18 protein-coding genes are annotated in these 16,095 nt (G+C 48.5%); 7 read left to right on the top strand and 11 right to left on the bottom strand.

What is annotated here, in order from left to right:
• Nucleotides 1-34 precede the first annotated feature (34 nt).
• Nucleotides 35-949 carry a DMT family transporter gene (locus RIF36_RS02390; protein WP_350126715.1) on the top strand — a complete coding sequence of 305 codons (915 nt, stop codon included), beginning with the start codon at nucleotides 35-37 and terminating at the stop codon, nucleotides 947-949.
• 148 nt (nucleotides 950-1,097) lie between these two features.
• Here RIF36_RS02390 and RIF36_RS02385 read toward each other — a convergent pair whose 3' ends face one another.
• From RIF36_RS02385 to RIF36_RS02375, 3 genes are all read right to left on the bottom strand, one after another.
• The gene (locus RIF36_RS02385; protein ID WP_350126718.1) at nucleotides 1,098-2,774 is read right to left on the bottom strand and encodes an SLC13 family permease; all 1,677 of its coding nucleotides are present in this window, start codon (nucleotides 2,772-2,774) and stop codon (nucleotides 1,098-1,100) included.
• An 88-nt stretch (nucleotides 2,775-2,862) separates the two neighbouring features.
• A complete protein-coding gene (locus tag RIF36_RS02380) occupies nucleotides 2,863-4,386 on the bottom strand; it encodes an FG-GAP repeat domain-containing protein (protein ID WP_350126721.1) in 1,524 nt (507 codons plus the stop codon).
• Between the two features lie 110 nt (nucleotides 4,387-4,496).
• A complete protein-coding gene (locus RIF36_RS02375; RefSeq protein ID WP_350126724.1) occupies nucleotides 4,497-5,207 on the bottom strand; it encodes a hypothetical protein in 711 nt (236 codons plus the stop codon).
• 87 nt (nucleotides 5,208-5,294) lie between these two features.
• Here RIF36_RS02375 and RIF36_RS02370 point away from each other — a divergent pair, with 87 nt between their 5' ends.
• From RIF36_RS02370 to RIF36_RS02360, 3 genes are all read left to right on the top strand, one after another.
• Nucleotides 5,295-5,864 carry a Crp/Fnr family transcriptional regulator gene (locus RIF36_RS02370; RefSeq protein ID WP_350126727.1) on the top strand — a complete coding sequence of 190 codons (570 nt, stop codon included), beginning with the start codon at nucleotides 5,295-5,297 and terminating at the stop codon, nucleotides 5,862-5,864.
• Between the two features lie 66 nt (nucleotides 5,865-5,930).
• Nucleotides 5,931-6,839, top strand: coding sequence for an alpha/beta fold hydrolase (locus RIF36_RS02365; protein ID WP_350126730.1), 909 nt, complete (start codon nucleotides 5,931-5,933; stop codon nucleotides 6,837-6,839).
• Between the two features lie 216 nt (nucleotides 6,840-7,055).
• Nucleotides 7,056-7,535, top strand: coding sequence for a hypothetical protein (locus RIF36_RS02360; RefSeq protein ID WP_350076735.1), 480 nt, complete (start codon nucleotides 7,056-7,058; stop codon nucleotides 7,533-7,535).
• A 33-nt stretch (nucleotides 7,536-7,568) separates the two neighbouring features.
• On the opposite strand, the gene RIF36_RS02355 is transcribed toward RIF36_RS02360, so the two are convergent.
• The gene (locus RIF36_RS02355; protein ID WP_350126733.1) at nucleotides 7,569-8,219 is read right to left on the bottom strand and encodes an alpha/beta hydrolase; all 651 of its coding nucleotides are present in this window, start codon (nucleotides 8,217-8,219) and stop codon (nucleotides 7,569-7,571) included.
• A 183-nt stretch (nucleotides 8,220-8,402) separates the two neighbouring features.
• Between RIF36_RS02355 and RIF36_RS02350 the strand changes: the two genes are divergently transcribed.
• Entirely contained in the window at nucleotides 8,403-8,777 is a 375-nt protein-coding gene (locus RIF36_RS02350) for a YciI family protein (RefSeq protein ID WP_350126736.1), read from the top strand.
• Nucleotides 8,778-8,851: 74 nt separating this feature from the next.
• The gene (locus tag RIF36_RS02345; protein ID WP_350126739.1) at nucleotides 8,852-9,712 is read left to right on the top strand and encodes a glycoside hydrolase family 16 protein; all 861 of its coding nucleotides are present in this window, start codon (nucleotides 8,852-8,854) and stop codon (nucleotides 9,710-9,712) included.
• Nucleotides 9,713-9,765: 53 nt separating this feature from the next.
• Here the strand turns inward: RIF36_RS02345 and RIF36_RS02340 are convergent, their stop codons facing one another.
• Nucleotides 9,766-10,269, bottom strand: a complete 504-nt coding sequence (locus RIF36_RS02340; protein ID WP_350149305.1) for a hypothetical protein — start codon at nucleotides 10,267-10,269, stop codon at nucleotides 9,766-9,768.
• A gap of 145 nt (nucleotides 10,270-10,414) precedes the next feature.
• Here RIF36_RS02340 and RIF36_RS02335 point away from each other — a divergent pair, with 145 nt between their 5' ends.
• Nucleotides 10,415-10,828, top strand: a complete 414-nt coding sequence (locus tag RIF36_RS02335; RefSeq protein WP_350126745.1) for an OsmC family protein — start codon at nucleotides 10,415-10,417, stop codon at nucleotides 10,826-10,828.
• A 108-nt stretch (nucleotides 10,829-10,936) separates the two neighbouring features.
• On the opposite strand, the gene RIF36_RS02330 is transcribed toward RIF36_RS02335, so the two are convergent.
• The 6 genes from RIF36_RS02330 to moaA all read right to left on the bottom strand — a co-directional run bounded on the left by RIF36_RS02330 (nucleotide 10,937) and on the right by moaA (nucleotide 16,001).
• A complete protein-coding gene (locus tag RIF36_RS02330; protein WP_350085925.1) occupies nucleotides 10,937-11,434 on the bottom strand; it encodes a cytochrome C in 498 nt (165 codons plus the stop codon).
• Entirely contained in the window at nucleotides 11,431-12,654 is a 1,224-nt protein-coding gene (locus tag RIF36_RS02325; RefSeq protein WP_350126748.1) for a sulfite oxidase, read from the bottom strand. Before RIF36_RS02325 ends, RIF36_RS02330 begins: the two co-directional genes overlap by 4 nt.
• 87 nt (nucleotides 12,655-12,741) lie before the next feature.
• Complete coding sequence (locus tag RIF36_RS02320) at nucleotides 12,742-13,458, bottom strand: ABC transporter ATP-binding protein (protein WP_350126751.1); 717 nt, start codon at nucleotides 13,456-13,458, stop codon at nucleotides 12,742-12,744.
• Nucleotides 13,452-14,120, bottom strand: a complete 669-nt coding sequence (gene modB / locus RIF36_RS02315) for a molybdate ABC transporter permease subunit (RefSeq protein ID WP_350126754.1) — start codon at nucleotides 14,118-14,120, stop codon at nucleotides 13,452-13,454. The genes RIF36_RS02320 and modB overlap by 7 nt, the downstream gene beginning before the upstream one ends.
• Before the next feature lie 2 nt (nucleotides 14,121-14,122).
• Nucleotides 14,123-14,824 (bottom strand): molybdate ABC transporter substrate-binding protein, encoded by a 702-nt coding sequence (gene modA, locus RIF36_RS02310; RefSeq protein WP_350085913.1) that lies wholly within the window; start codon nucleotides 14,822-14,824, stop codon nucleotides 14,123-14,125.
• Between the two features lie 175 nt (nucleotides 14,825-14,999).
• The gene (gene moaA, locus RIF36_RS02305) at nucleotides 15,000-16,001 is read right to left on the bottom strand and encodes a GTP 3',8-cyclase MoaA (RefSeq protein ID WP_350126757.1); all 1,002 of its coding nucleotides are present in this window, start codon (nucleotides 15,999-16,001) and stop codon (nucleotides 15,000-15,002) included.
• Between the last annotated feature and the right edge of the window lie 94 nt (nucleotides 16,002-16,095).

Raw genomic sequence — 16,095 nt, 5'->3', positions numbered from 1 at the left:
TCTCTTTTACTTTTTCATCTACCTTCGTCCCTCTATGCAAGCCATTACTTTAACCGGAAAAGAAAAATGGGTCGCTCTCGGCCTGGCAGCACTTGGCGCTACCATGTTCAGTGCCAAGGCCGTGTTTATTAAGCTGGCCTATCAGTTCGATATTTCATCCATCGACCTTATGTCGCTGCGAATGCTCATGGCACTTCCCTTCTACGCAGGCATTTTGTGGTGGACTAACAGGAAGAAAGCACCAATGGTCATCACCCGCAGGGACATATGGCGCATTATCCTCTATGGTATCATGGGCTACTATATCGCCAGCTATTTCGACTTCTGGGGACTGGAATATGTCAGCGCCAGTATGGAGCGGCTCATTCTGTTCATTTACCCAACGCTGGTGGTGATATTGTCTGCCATTTTCACCAAAAAGAAAGTAACGAAGTGGGAAGTGCTGGCCATTGGCATTACCTACTCCGGCATGCTCCTTGCCTTTTTCGACAAAATCAAAATAGGTGGGGTACATGAAACGCTGATTGGAGGCAGTCTCATTTTTGTGAGTGCGCTTACCTATGCCATTTACCTGATTGGCAGCGGAAGGTTGATCCCCAAGTTTGGTACGGTTCGCTTCACCTCATTGTCAATGATAGTGGCTTGCATCGCTGTCATCTTCCACAACCTCATCGCCAATGGGCAATTGGCCTTGCTTGACTTCCCCTGGCAGATCTATACCCTGGCATTGATGATTGCCCTCATCTCAACGGTGATTCCATCCTTCCTGATATCGGAGGCCATCAAGCGCATAGGCTCTTCGGAGGTAGCCATTACCGGAAACATCGGCCCCATCTCCACCATTATCCTGTCCATGATTTTCCTTCACGAAGTCATCGGCCTCTGGCAATGGGCCGGCACGGCCATTGTGTTGTTTGGGGTAAGCCTGCTATCTAGAAAGAAGGGATAGTATTCTCAAAAACCACTTTATTTCGCCCAACCAGGCATTGCTTCGCTTGTTGTTGTTGTCCTGGCCTTGTGTCCTCACAAGCCACTTCTTCATTCATGACATTTGTTGTGGCCTTGTGTCTTCACACGCCACTTTTTCATTTGTGGTTTTATTTACCAAAAACGACCGCCTTCAGACTTAGCCTTCCCACAAATTGCTTTTGCGATGCTTTGCGAAGACACGAAACCATAACAAAAGCTGCCATTCGTTTTTGGCTCTGCGTCTCACGATGTTTGTGGTTCCGTGTCTCACGAACCATCTGGTCGTGGCCTTGTGTCCTCACAAGCCACCTCATTTCGCCCATCCTGGCACCGCCCCCCCCCATATCAAACACCGGCACAGCCACCAAATAAAGAACAATCGTCAACAACAGAATACTGATCAGGTTCAGCCAGAACCCCGCCCGGGCCATTTGCGGAATGGTCACCAGCTCACTGCCAAAAATGACCGTGTTGGTGCCCGTACCCGACGGCAACATAAAGGCAAATGAACAGGCAATGGTGGCTGGGATCATCAGCATGTAGGGATGTGTGCCACTGCTCACAGCCATGGTGGCCAGCACTGGCAGGAAGATATTGGCCGTAGCTGTATTGGAATTGATCTCTGTTAGAAAAGTCATCAGCGTGATCACACTCAGCAGCACCAGTAGTGGCGACCAGTTGGCTATAAACTGAAGCTCTGTGCCCAGCCACGCCGCCAGGCCAGTGGTTCCAAAGCTTTCTGCAATAGCATAGCCTCCGCCCACTATCATCACCGTGCCCCAGGGAATGGCCTCGGCTTGCTTCCAGGTAATCAGTCTTTTCCCAGATTCAGCCTTGTCGGGCAAAAAGAACAGGAGCAGGCAAGAAAAAACCGCCACCGTAGAATCATGCACCCAGTCGGACACGCCCAGCAGGCTGGCCCACCCTGGCAGCACAAAGTCATCAACCACAATGTCCCTGCGAAAAACCCAGGCAAGTGCGGTAAAGATGAATATCCCAAGCACCATTTTCTCGGCCGGTTTCATCGTGCCGAGTCCTTTGAGTTCTTTCTCTACGATCTCCTTACCCCCTTCAAACTTCCCTTCGATCTTAAAATACTTCACCAGATAAACCCAAATCAGCGGAAGGAAGATGACAATGAGCGGCACACCCAGCAGCATCCACTGGAAGAATGGAATCTCAGGAGCATCCGGGTAAAGTTTTTGAACCATGCCCGCAAAGACCATATTGGGCGGGGTGCCGATAAGGGTGCCTGTTCCGCCAATACTACAGGCGTAGGCAATTGCCAGCATCAGGGCAATTCCGAAGTCTTTGTTGTGTCCTGAGGCTTCATTTTCCCTGCTGATAATAGCCATAGCAATAGGCAGCATAAGCAGCGCCACCGCTACGTTCGCAATCCACATCGACAGGAGCGCCGAAGCCACCATAAAGCTGAACAGCAGCATACGGCGGCTACTTCCAATCAGGTTCATAATGGAAAGCGCAATGCGCCGGTGCAAATGATGAACCTCGATGGCCTTAGAAATAATGAAACCAGCCAGCAGCATCAGCACATAATTGTGACCATAGTTGGCGGCCGTAGTTTCAGCATCGAGAATGCCCAACAGCGGAAACAAGGCTAATGGGAGCAGCGCAGTGGCTGCAATGGGTATGGCTTCAGAAACCCAGAGTGACGTCATGAGCAGCGCTACTGCCGCCGCCCTCATGGCCTGGTGAGAAAGGCCCTCCGGTGTTGGTAAAAAGATTAACGCAGAGAAAATGAGGAGACCTACGATAAGGCCAATTCTCTTACCACTTATTTTCAATTGATCAGGTGTTGGTTAGCCTGATCAATATGCTAAAAAATGCTTAAATTTTTCCAGGTCTGTTGAGAATTCCTGGCTACCAGCTCGCCTACCTTAATTTATTCTCAAGGTACAGCACGTCATTTGATGACGCATTCCATTTGTCGATAAATGCCTTGGGTGTAAACGCCGGAGAATAGGTAAATGAACCCAATATAAGATCTATGTCACCGTCGAGGTCAATGTCACCTGATTCCATCACGATCCATCGTCCGTCGTCGGCATTGGCGAGCGTATGTGGTTGGAAAACAAAGTCGGCCGAAGAGGTATTCTCAAGGTAGATAAACGATTCTTTGGGGTTGTTCTCGAAATCAGGAAAGAAGCAGGAAATGGCAAAATCCACATCGCCATCCTGATCGAAGTCGGCAGCTTCCACCTGCGTGGCACCATACGCTGGGAAGAAAAATGCCTCTTCGAAATTATTCTTACCATCGTTAAGGAAGAGCCTCATGCCATGGTAGGGCTTCAATATGGGCGAATAGTCCGCATTGTCGCCATGAGCTACGGCTATGTCCATGTCGCCGTCGCCATCGTAGTCAAAAAGCTCAAGGTCGCTGGAGCCATATAGCGGATTGAGGCGCAGAATCTGCCTTGCAGCGAAAGTAAGTCCTTTGCCCTGATACAAAATGTAGGCGCCTTCATTGCCCTGCGAAACAAGCACCACGAGGTCCTTAAGTCCATCGTTGTCCATGTCGTGTACCTCCACCTTAATGCAACCGGCATACGGCAACAACTGCGTTTTTTCTCTCCGACCATCTATGTCGGAAATCAAAGTCAGCTGGCCAATCAGGTTGCCAAACTCACAGACAAGAATCTCGTCGGTGCCATCACCATCAAAATCCTCTACCAGGCTAAACACCGGCCGTTGCAAAAACTCAGCTACCTTTCTTTGAGGTTGATCTGCGGTCACCTCCCACAAAGTTCCCAACGACTGTTCAGTTGGGTGCATCTGTCCCATTTCAACAACAAATTCCCGTCCCTTACTCTTGCTAAATGAAACGACAGAGGTTTTAAATGTTTCTTCGATTCGTGCGGAGTCGCCAGGTGCCCACTTCCATATTTGCCCGTTGGCATTGGCACCATACACTCCCTTTTCATCTTCCAAATGTCTGAAATGAGTCACCAGCGACCCTTTAAAGTCCTCAGTCTTAATAAAAGTGGGAGAAAATTGGGTCAGCGCACTACTTCTCTCAACCCTGGCGAGGTCGGCAGGCATAGAATCTGGGGCGTTTTCCAAAATGTATTTCGTTACGGCCTCCCAGTCGCTGTCAGAAATCATCGGTTTTTCCGGATAGACATTGTTGGACTGCAAAAGCATTTTCTCGTTCATGTCCACCCTTCGGTAAGGGTCATATCCCTTGATCTTTACACCCAACCTTGCGCCCATCTCAGGAAGTACAAGCCTTTCCCACACACCTTTGGTTAGTTGGGCCGGGTCTGGCAGGTTGTGGCAGCCACCGCAGTAAGTTTTGTATGTAGCAGCAGGTTTATCAATATTTCCAACACATCCGTCAAGCAGGCAGGCCACAGAAATGATGGCACCAGCCCCAATCACCCATTTTATTCGCTTCATCTTATATCGTACTCCTTCGTCAACAATATTAGACAAATGAGCATGAAAAAGCATGGAAGTTTGACGTGAAGGTTCTTTTAAGCAGGTGAGAAATAGAAAGTCGGCTTGAGCTACCTTCTCAAAGTAACCCCAAGAGAAATTTCAAACCCTTCAAGATTCACCCTGGCATCAGGAAAATTGATGGCTTTGGTTTCCAGGCTCCCCCCCTGCACACCGCCAATATAGTCGCCAGTGAGTGTGGCCGCTGACGCAACGGACAAATAGCTGACCTCGGTTGATACGGAAAATTCTTTGGCTATGTGCCATTCAAAAGAGGTGCCAGCTATCCAGCCCAAGCCAATTTTAGTTTTAATTGTGGCGTCAGCATTGGCAACATCCCAGCCTTCATAATCTCTTAAAGCTCTATCCAGGTTGCCCTCATTCAGCCTGGGGTTGATATGCCAGATGCCAACAGCTCCTCCTCTGATCCGCCAGGTCACAATTTTGGTATCTATCTTGAAAGCCAGCTCCACAGGCACCAGCATAGAAAAGTGCGGGCCTGTCAGCGGCTTGTCGGCCTCAAAAGGGAGCTTGTCCATCGTCAGGCCTGACATGGAATAGATGGAGCCCCCCGTCTCAATTCCCACAGGGCCAAAATAGTAGCCCAGCCCCCTGACGGAAAACGGGCTAACCGGAGCTGACACGTAACCATTTTTTGGTACCAGGTAAGAGAAAGAAATGCCCTGCGCACACAAATCGGCTCCCGCCAGCCAGCTGAATGCCCCGGTCAAAACAATTATTTGCAGTGATTTGTAAACGCTTCTAATTACCGTTACCTTCATTTACGCAAGCTTTTAACACCCATCAATCCTTTTCGAAAACGAAGTTAGGACATAAAGCCTCTTTCTTAAGACTAATCTGCTTTGAATATGAGTGAGGTGCAGAAATTCCTCAAATCCATCTATGACCTCCCGGCGGCGAGCATGCAAAAGCTTGAGGATTGCCTGAAGCCGGTGGAGTTCAAAAGAAAAGAGGTAATTACCTGGGAAGGTCACGTAGAAAAGTACCTTTATTTTGTCCAGGAGGGCATCCAGAAGTCGTACTATATCAAAGATGGAAATGAGCACGTCATTGCCTTTACCTACGCCCCCTCTTTTTCCGGTATACCTGAGTCGTTTTTGACGCAAACTCCCTCAAAATACTTTCTGGACACCATCACGCCCAGCAAACTACTCCGGCTTTCCTACGATCAGCTCCAGTCGCTACTGAGCGAAGACCGCCATTTGGAACGGATGATGCAGAAAGCAACGGAAGCCGTGCTGGCAGGGCTGATCCAGCGCCACCATGAGCTGCTGGCCTTTGATATTGAAGAAAGGTTTACGGCTTTCGTCAAACGAAGTCCAAAATTGCTCAACCTCATCCCCCACAAAGACCTGGCCTCCTACCTCGGCATTAATGCCACCAACTTCAGTAAGCTGCTGGCCCGGGTGAAAATCTGAAATCTTGGTATATACCAAGAGTCATTCCTTTGCTGCTCGATTCCTTTGCTAAAAAATAAAACAGCAATGAAGCAGCAAACTCCTCTTTGGCTTGACGAAAGCCTCTACCCCTTTTCGCACCGTTACATCGACCTTCCCTCTGGCACAATGCACTATGTGGATGAAGGTCAGGGCGACGTACTTTTGTTTGTGCACGGCACGCCGGCATGGTCATTCCTTTACAGAGAGCAAATAAAAACTCACCGTACAAAGTACCGGTGCATAGCCGTAGATCATATTGGCTTCGGATTGTCGGACAAACCAGAAAAATTCGACGGCACTCCTCAAGCCCACTCAGCTAACCTTGCCCTGTTTGTAGAAAAGCTCGGCCTCACCAGTATCACCCTTGTCGTGCATGACTTTGGCGGGCCAATTGGCCTTTCATTCGCCCTGGCGCACCCCGAAAAGGTGAGGAACCTGGTGATACTCAACACCTGGCTCTGGAAAACCAGCGACAACCCTGATGTGCAAAAGGTAGACAAGGTGGTGAACAGCAGGCTGGGCAAGTTCATTTATCTGTACACAAATTTTTCCCCATCCGTCCTGATGAAAAAAGCCTTCCACAACAAATCGAAGCTGACCAAAGCTATACACCGTCACTACACCAGACCGTTTCCCAACAAGGCGTCCCGTTGGGGTCTTTTACGGCTGGCAAAATCCCTTCTGGGGTCTTCCGATTGGTACGAAGAGCAGTTCGAGCAGCTACATAAATTGGAGAGTAAATCCGTTTTGATCCTTTGGGGCACAAAAGATCAATTTATTAAACCGGCGTTTCTGGAGAGATGGAAAGAAGCACTACCCGGGGCAACTATCCGAACTTTTGATGTCGGCCATTTCGTTCAGGAGGAAGCCTCAAAGGAGGTTAGCGATGCCATTGACAGCCTAATGCAACAGAACCAATTTTCGCTGGCTGGCAACACTTTTACCGGAACCTAACTTCAGCATGTAGCACCGTCAGCAAGCAGCGAAGATAATTAGCCACGCAATAGTGATTTTGTGCGCAACTGTTTTCATTTTTGCACTCAGATTGATGCTTCTCTGACATTTGGGCAAATGAAGCATCAAAAGCTAAATGGATACGTAAAATATAATTAATCGAATAACTAATTGAATATTTTAACGTTACAACAAACTAAAACAACAAGTCATTTTATGAAAAAACTGTTTTTATTAGTAACAACCAGTTTAATTATTGCTTCGGCGGCCAACGCACAGAACACAGATTATAAAACAGCCGTGGGGCTCAGGGCTGGATTATCGGCCGGTCTTACGGTAAAGCATTTCCTTAGTCAAAAAGGTGCCCTGGAAGGCCTCGTTTCATCCCGGTGGGGTGGTGTAAACATCACAGGTTTATACGAAGTACACGACATTGCTTTTGACGAGCCAGGCCTTCGCTGGTACTATGGCGCAGGTGGACACGTCGGCTTTTGGGATGGCAATAAGAACCCCTGGTTTGACGATAATGACAATCACAGTGTAATTGGTGTTGACCTTATTCTGGGCATGGAATATACCATCCCCGGCTCGCCAGTCAACCTTAGTTTAGATTGGAAACCCGGTTTTAATCTTGTAGGTTATAGCGGCTTCTGGGGCGATGAATTCGCTCTGTCGTTGCGATTTGCCTTTCAATAAAAATTAAGGGTGGGTGTCCCCGGCACCCACCCTTTAAAATTTTGATGCCAGCCGCATCAATTCCTCTCTGTTCACTTCATGTTTCCCCTCAAACACCAGGCTTCTGGTATTCTTCCCAAATAGCTCCCTGAGCCTTACCTTTTCCTGAGCCAGTAGCTGTTCGCTATAGTAAATATCTTGTCGGCCAATGCAGCCAATCACCTCAGCCTTTGGCGACACAAATGCAAAATCTGCTGGAGTCAGTTCTTTTGGAAAACCTCCCGCCCACAGCACCATCTTGTGAAATGGCCATTTTTTGTGAGCTGCCAACCTGGTGACTGCTGATACGCCCTGAGAAAAGCCGAACAAAATCAATTTGTAGTGATCAAAGTCGATGTCTTCAAAAATAGGATCAAAAACCGCATCGAAGTAGGCTCTTTGATTAGTTAATTCGGTTTCCCTGTCCTCCTTTGTCATCCAGCTGGCCCCCACCCTGCCATAGGTCTGATCGAGGTACAGGCGACTAAGTCCTTGCGGCGCTATAACAAAATGTTTACTAGGATCCAAAAAATCGAACTTTTGAACGAAGAACTCTGCCAATTGCGCATAACCATGGCACACGACCCATATGTATTTGGTGGCAGGTGTTACATTATTGAGTGTGTAATAAGGAGCTGAAAAAGAAAAGGAGACGTGTCGCTGCAAAACCTGATTTTTTTTGAGACGTGAAGGTAAAGTGAAAGTGCGTGCTGTAAAAGCACCGGGCAAATTATACTTGGCCTGTTTTACGTGAATAACAACGCACTAATCAATACGTAAATTTCCTACATTTGACAAAATGATCCGTTGAAAACTATTCGGAAAAAAACGCTTTGTAAAATCCTCTGTATGATAAAAACATCAAGCTTCCTCGTTGCTATGCTATTCCTGACGCTGTCGCATAGTCTGTTAGCACAAAACAGCTCAGACCCGGAGCCACTTTTAGAGTTTGCGGCCGTTTATTCCAACGGTGAAAAATGGGAGGCTGGCAAAACTCCGGCGGAGCAGCCCTACTTTATGGATCATTCTGCTTTCCTGTTCCGGTTGAAGCAATCAGGAGTGATTACCGCCGGCATTAAGATCGCCGATAAAAGCATCATTTTGTTCAAAGCTAAAAGCCTTGAAGAAGCTAAGAAACTGTTTGCACCCGATGTATCAGTGGACGAAAAGACCTACAAACTTGAAGTGCAACCGGCCACGGTGTTTTATAAAGGCTGTATTTGATGTCATTTTTGCCGCAAAGTTGCCTAGCTTTATGTAAGGTGAACAACATTCTTTCCAGCCAAACTGAAAAACCGATGAAGACTTTTCTATCAATATTTTTTGTACTCTGCCTACTGCTGTCCTGCAAGGAACAAGGAAAAGATGAGCAGCAAAAACCAGAGGTACCTGAGCCCAGCGAACCGGTCGCCGAAGTCGACTGGGACGACGCCACCCTGGCCTGGTCTGATGAATTTGACGGCGATGCTGTAGACACAGACAAATGGAAGTTCGAAACAGGTGCCAACGGCTGGGGCAACAATGAATGGCAAAACTACACCAGCGGCCCAAATTCTACGGTCTCAGATGGGTTGCTGAAGATAACCGCCAAGAAAGAAGGGGCTGGTCAAAGAGTGGGGGACTATACGTCTTCACGAATGTTGAGCAAGGAGACGTTCACCTACGGTCGTATGGAGGTGAGGGCCAAAATACCTGAATGGAAAGGCAAAGGCGTTTGGCCGGCGATCTGGATGCTTGGCGACAATATCAGCCAGGTCGGCTGGCCCGACTGCGGTGAAATCGACATCATGGAATATGTGAGCTATGCACCCAACGAGGTTCATTTTACTATCCATAGCAAGGCCAATAACCACGTGCAGGGAACTCAAATTACCACTGGCCCTATGAAGCTGGAGACCATAGAAGAAGAGTTTCATAATTATGGCATTCTTTGGACGGAACGGTACGTCAAATTCTATCTTGACGACATCGACAATGTGAAGCTGACATTTAACAAACCTACCGTACCCACCCAGGACAACTGGCCGTTTGACAAGCCATTCTTCTTTTTGCTGAACATTGCCGTTGGTGGCAACTGGGGAGGTCTGCAAGGTGTGGACGACACTATTTTCCCTTCGACGATGGAGGTGGACTATGTGCGGGTTTATCAGTTCGAATAAGTGATGATGAGTAGATAGCGGCGGCCTTATTGCTCCGTACCTTTTATTTTCAGCTATTTCGCCCAGTCAGGCGTCGGAGTGTCCGGGTCAAACAGCTCATCCAAATAGTAATCTCTTTTATATAGATTATTGCAATTGTTGTCGCCTCCGAGGTCGAAAATACAGGCGTATTGATCAATGACTTCGCCATTCAGCAGGCTTTTGGCATCCCCATTAGGCAGTAGCGCATCATCATGGTCAATCCTTCGCAAAACACAGTGGCCCAGCATGTGTAACATCAATGCTTCCTGCGTGATCTTGTCGCTCCAGCATTTTTTCTCAGCATTGATTTCAATCTTTAGCTGTTTGCCTACAAACACACAGGAACCGCACAAAATGCCCTCAGTGTTTAGACCATATTCAATGATCAGGTTGTTCGACAGGTCAAGCTTAACGCCCCGCTGGGCCGCTTCCGACACTAGCGTGTCAACAAAAGACTGCAACTCGTCGGGAACACTGTAGACCGTTTCCTGCTCTTTGGTGCACGCAGCAAAGAGCATCCAGAAAATAAGCAACATACTCCCGAAAGATAAAAAATGCATTCTCATTAACTTAATACGAGGCTTAGTTACTAGTCAAGTTAATAAATACTAACTTGGATGCGAGCATTTCATCATTGATTTAGCTTACAAATATCATAGTTCAACCAAAAATCCTATTTATATGAAAAGATCAGCAACCGCCGTATGGCAAGGAAGTGGAAAAGAAGGCAAAGGACACCTGACCACCCAAAGTACCGTACTGAATAAAACGCAGTACTCGTTTTCGTCGAGGTTTGAAGAGGGAGTTGGCACCAATCCGGAAGAACTGATAGCTGCGGCTCATTCGGGTTGCTTCGCTATGAAGCTGAGCTTCAGTTTGACTGAGGCAGGTTTTGTGCCAGACACGCTGGATGTTAAATGCCAGGTAACACTGGAAGATGGAGCCATAACCAAATCCCACCTGACTCTCAAAGCAAAAGTAAAAGGAATAAGCGACTCAAAATTTGCGGAATGCGTAAAAGATGCGGAGAAAAACTGCCCCATCTCTAAGTCATTGACTGCAACTATTTCCGTCGAACATACACTGAATGCCTAGTTGATAGACCAGACTACAAAAGTTTAGCTGCGGGAAGAAGGATGTGTGCACATTCCGACCACCTCTGAGGTTGCATGGCAACGGCCGCTCCGAAACTTTTGTAGTCTGCTATTTAGTCCCTTCTAGCTCATACCATTCCACATCAGTCAGGTTGGGTCTTCTGCCTTTGTTCTCAGGCGCATAGTTTTTCGCCAGGTAGTCAAGAATGGCAGCTTCATTCTCGCCCAGGTCCCACAGTTTCTGTGTCCGCTGCATCCAGCGTATCATGCCCTCCCAACCCTCTCTTGTCGCCCTGTTTTGGGTCACAAGGGTGGCTGCGTGGCAGTTGGTACAGTTGGTTTTGGCCAGCTCCCAACCCGCATCGATGATAAAGCCTGTCTCTTCATCTATGGTGCCGTTTTCGGCCTTTGGAGCAACGGCCTCAGCTTTGGCTACAGGCGTTGTCGTTTCCTGCCTGACAATTGTTGGCTTCGGAGACGGTGGCTCGTAGAAAAAGAACAGGTAAGCAGCGCCCAAAGAAAGAATCAAAGCCAGGCTTAAAATCCCTATTAAAGCACCAGTTGCTTTTTTCAACACCTCCAGCAAATCATTTTTCTTCTCCATCATCTTACCTTCACGGCTATTCTATGGCATGCATTGTTCAGGTAGCCCTTGGGGTTCCACCCGGGCACCACCATGGGCTGGCTCTTTCCGTCACTGTCTGTTGCCTTGGCCCATATTTCGTAATAGCCCGTTGCAGGTAGCTTTAACTCAGCGCTAAAATGCTGCCAGGCCAGTCTGTTCGCCGGGCCTTCAAGGTCTGCTTTTTGCCAGGTAGCTCCAAAATCAGCGGATACATGCACCTCTTTCACACTCTTGTCTCCCGCCCAGGCATGTCCACGGACGGAGAGGGTTTGACCAGCCTTTATCATGGCTCCTGTCTTCGGATAGCAAATGATCGACTTCACAGGCATGCCTTCTATGATGCACATGTTTTCATCGGGTACCACCTCGCCGGGGGCTACTGCTTCGCAAGGAACACGGTAGCTATCACCACCCATCTTCTCGCCATCATGCACCACGTTTCTCACGGCAATAGTGCTAAGCCACTTGCCCGAAACCGAACCGGGCCAGCCACCCATCACAAGTCTTAACGGATGCCCGTTGGCCAACGGAATATCCTCTCCATTCATTGCCCAGGCGACAAGGGTTTCATCCTCAAGGGCCTTGGCAATGGGCACCCCTCTCGATATCACTACTTTCTCAGGATCTTTGCTCAGATGCACATCCTTGCCATAGTAGCCGATATACACCGCATCGTCCTTTATCCCTACATCCATCAAAATGTCTTTCAATCTGACGCCGGTCCATTTCGCACAGGAAACAGCGCCAACCTCCCACTGATTGCCTTTTGCAGGCGGATTGAACTCGGCCCGGCCATTGCCGCCGCACTCAATGGTGAGCTGGTAGGTATAAGCTTTGAATTTGTTTTTGAGCTCTGTGATAGAGTAGGACTTGGTCGTTTTAGCAGACTCTCCGTTAATCGTCAGCGACCACTTGGCCACGTCGATAGTCTCAGGCATCAGGCCATTGTTACGCACAAACATTTTATCGGCAGGTGTCACCTTGTCGTCGAGCAGGTGTGGTGGCGTTTCAATATTCCAGGGCCTTTCGCCAAGTACCTTCAAACCGGCGTTTTTACCTGGAAGTATCTCCGGATCAGCCAGCCATTTGCCGACAAACGGGTACTTTTCGGGCACCACGTTACCGTAGACTACCGGCACGCCCCAAACCAATGCCTGACTGCCTAGAAATGATTTTTTGAGGAAACTACGGCGGGTGTTCATAATCTGATTTTTCTAAGATAGCACCAGAAAGTTAACCTTACGAAATCAGAAATAAAATGAAACCGGTGTCGATTGGCGGATAAAGTATCAGATATCCCTGGTTTGTTCTTTTAACCTGAGCAGCTCAGCTTTCAGCACCTCTCTGGGCGCCCCCTCCCTCAGTACTTTTCCATCTTCCAGCCATACCACATGATCGGCCAAAATAGTCGCCTCCAGAAGGTCGTGCGTGGCCATCACTGCTGTGGTGTTGAGCAGGCCAAGCATTTGTTTGAGCTCACCCCTTATCTCGTTTCGAAGGCTGAAATCGAGTGCCGCCATGGGTTCATCGAGTAGCAGTAGCGCTGGCTTTGCCGCCAAAGCCCTTGCCAAAGCCACCCGTTGCTGTTGCCCGCCCGATAGTGAAGCGGGCCGGTCGTTGACCAGGTCTTGTATTTTGAACACTGTCAGAAGTTGCTCCAACCAGGCATTGTCCATTTCTTCTCGGAATCCGTATTGGATGTTCGCTTTCACACTCAGGTGAGGGAATAGCGCATAGTCCTGAAAAACATAGCCTATATGCCTGCGATGGGGAGCAACAAAAGCCGAAGGCGATGACCAGACTGCCTCCGACGCACTTATGACTCCATTATCAGGCTTTTCTAAACCGGCCAGCAGCCGCAGCAGGGTAGTTTTGCCAGCACCACTCGGGCCCATCAGTGCTGTGAAAGAGCCTTTGCTTAATGTCAATTCTGCTTCGAGGGCAAAAGACCTGCCTCTGTCGGCGTATTTCTTTGTGCAATCCAGTGAATAAGCTGCTTCTACCATAGTGCTATCCGCTTTTGAAGCCACTGAACAAGGAAAATGATAACAAGTGAAAAAACCAGCAGCACCATGGCGTACTGGTTGGCGACGTCGTAGTTCATGGCCTCCATTTCATGGAAAATGGCAATCGAAGCTACCCTTGTTTGGCCGGGTATGTTGCCGCCAATCATCAGCACCACACCAAATTCGCCAATGGTGTGGGCAAAGGTCATGATGAATGCTGCGAACAACGACGATTTGATATTGGGGATAAGCACCTTAAAAAAGGTCTGAAGCCTTGTTTTCCCGAGGGTAAACGACGCCTCCATTAACGACTTTGGCAGTGCATCCAGCCCCGATAAAATGGGACTAACCATGAACGGAAGGCTAAAAACAATGCTGCCAAGCAAAATGCCGTAGAAAGAAAATACCATCCGAACGCCAAAGAGCTTTTCAAATACGCCGCCAGCGAAGCTATCGGGCTGCATGGCCACCAGCAGGTAGTAGCCTAAAACTGTTGGCGGCAACACTAATGGAAGGGCGACAATAGCTCTGATGAGGCTTTTTCCCCTGAAAGAAAACATGTGGAGCACGTAGCCGGAAACGACACCTACCAACGCAAGGATTAGCGTCGTAAACACGGCCAATTTCAGGCTCAACCACAAGGGGGCCATGAACTGCTCCATGGTTATTCTGCCACAGGGAGTTCGTAACCAAAATCTTGAAATACTCGGCGGGATTCTTTGCCCAGGAGAAAGTCCTTAAACAATGTAGCGACAAACAGTCCAGGGCCGTCAGTCTTTAAGATGAGCATCGTTTGTGGTATGGGATCCATCCAAATCTCCTCAATCTTAATAAACTTACCCTCGCCTTTCTTCTGACTGAATTTAAGAGAGTTAGAGGTAAAGGCCGCATCGACAGAACCGGCCGCAATGTACTGGTTTACCTGACCGATACTGGTGCCATACACGATCTTATCGTGCACCAGCACCCCCAGCTGCTTCACTTCCAGCCAATCTCTGGACAGCTTGCCGTAAGGGGCCAGGTCAGGATGTGCCAGACCAATGGATTTCACCTTTTCTTGTTTGAGGATATTCTCCGGATCGTCTCCATCAATGCCGTTTTTCACCCACAAATACACAGTACCAAAGCAAATGGTTTGGGGGCCTCCATGTGCCTTGTCTTTGTTGATTACCTCGTCAATGTACTTATCGTCAGCGGATACAAAAATCTCATACGGAGCGCCATTGATAATCTGCGAGGTGAGCGTGCCAGAAGCTCCGGGAATGAGTTCCACCTCGTAGGGGTATCTGCCTTCAAATTTCTTTTCAATGGCCTGCATTGGGAGCAAAAGATTGGAGGCCACCGCCACCTTTATTGACTGCGCCATTATCGAGCAGCACAGCAGCATCAAAAAAATTGTAATATGTATTCTTCTAGTTATGTATCTATTTACCATCTCCCAACTCAATTCTTCCTGCAAAACCTACAACCAAACTTCATTTCCAATTAGTCTTCAAAAACTTCCCCGTCCGCCAGCGTGCAATAACACCAAAAATAGCAGCCTACCCACCTATGGTCGACATGCTTTCCGACACGGCATGTCCTTTTGCTCGCCCTGCCTCCGCTTCAAACCCGTCTTTGGCCCTTTGCCCAAATGCCTTCAGCAAAGCGGCACTGATTTCTGCATCATTGGCACCACTTCTTAGCAAAGCTCTCAAATCAAGCACACCGTCGTCGTACAGGCAGGTCTTCAGCGTGCCCTGGGCGGTCATCCTGATCCGGTTGCAGGTGCCGCAAAAGCTCCTCGTAAAGGCTGCAATGATCCCCACCGACCCTTTGAACCCATCTATGCTATATGTTGCCGATGTTGAAGCGGCTTCGTCTACTCTTCGGCTAAGCGATGGGAAAGCCCTGACCAGCTCTTGATGAATCTTCGCATGTGTCCACACCAGCACGGGATAATGCGAACCCTCGCCATTGAACGGCATTTCCTCTATAAATCTCACGTCCACTTTGTGGGCCTTTGCCAGCATGGCCAGCGGCACAATGTCGTCCGTATTCTGCCCGTCCATCACCACGGCATTGATCTTTGTTTCAATGCCCTGGGCAAGCAGCGCATGAAAAGTGTCCATCACTGCCGGTAGCTCGTCCCGGCGGGTAATGGAGTGAAAGCGCTCACGATCCAGCGTGTCCAGACTCAAATTAACCGACTTGATACCTGCCGCCTTGAACTCTTCTATGTGAGGCAGTGTCAGAACGCCGTTGGTAGTGATATGAATGCCTTCAATGCCTGGAATTTGGTTCAGCTTTTTAATAAAGTACATCAGGTCTTTCCTTACAAAAGGTTCTCCGCCTGTCAGCCTCACCTTCTTTACGCCAAAACCAGCCATGATTCCGACAAGGCGCAGCATTTCTTCGTAGGTTAAGAGCTCCTTCTTGGGCAGGTACCTGATGCCTTCCTCCGGCATACAGTAAAAGCAGCGCAGGTTGCACCTGTCGGTAACAGCCAGCCTCACATATTCTATGGGCCTTCCGTGATTATCAAAAAACTGCTTTCCTTGCATAGTTAGTGTTACAACACGAATTCAAGTTGGTAAAGTTTAAGCTGATTTAGAAATTGTTTGGTGGAAAGAGGGGATTATTCCCCATAATTGGTTG

The sequence above is a fragment of the Imperialibacter sp. genome (genome assembly GCF_040222815.1).
Taxonomy (GTDB): domain Bacteria; phylum Bacteroidota; class Bacteroidia; order Cytophagales; family Cyclobacteriaceae; genus Imperialibacter.
The sequence above is the reverse complement of the archived record's forward strand: the minus strand, read 5'-3'. Positions and strand labels throughout refer to the sequence as shown.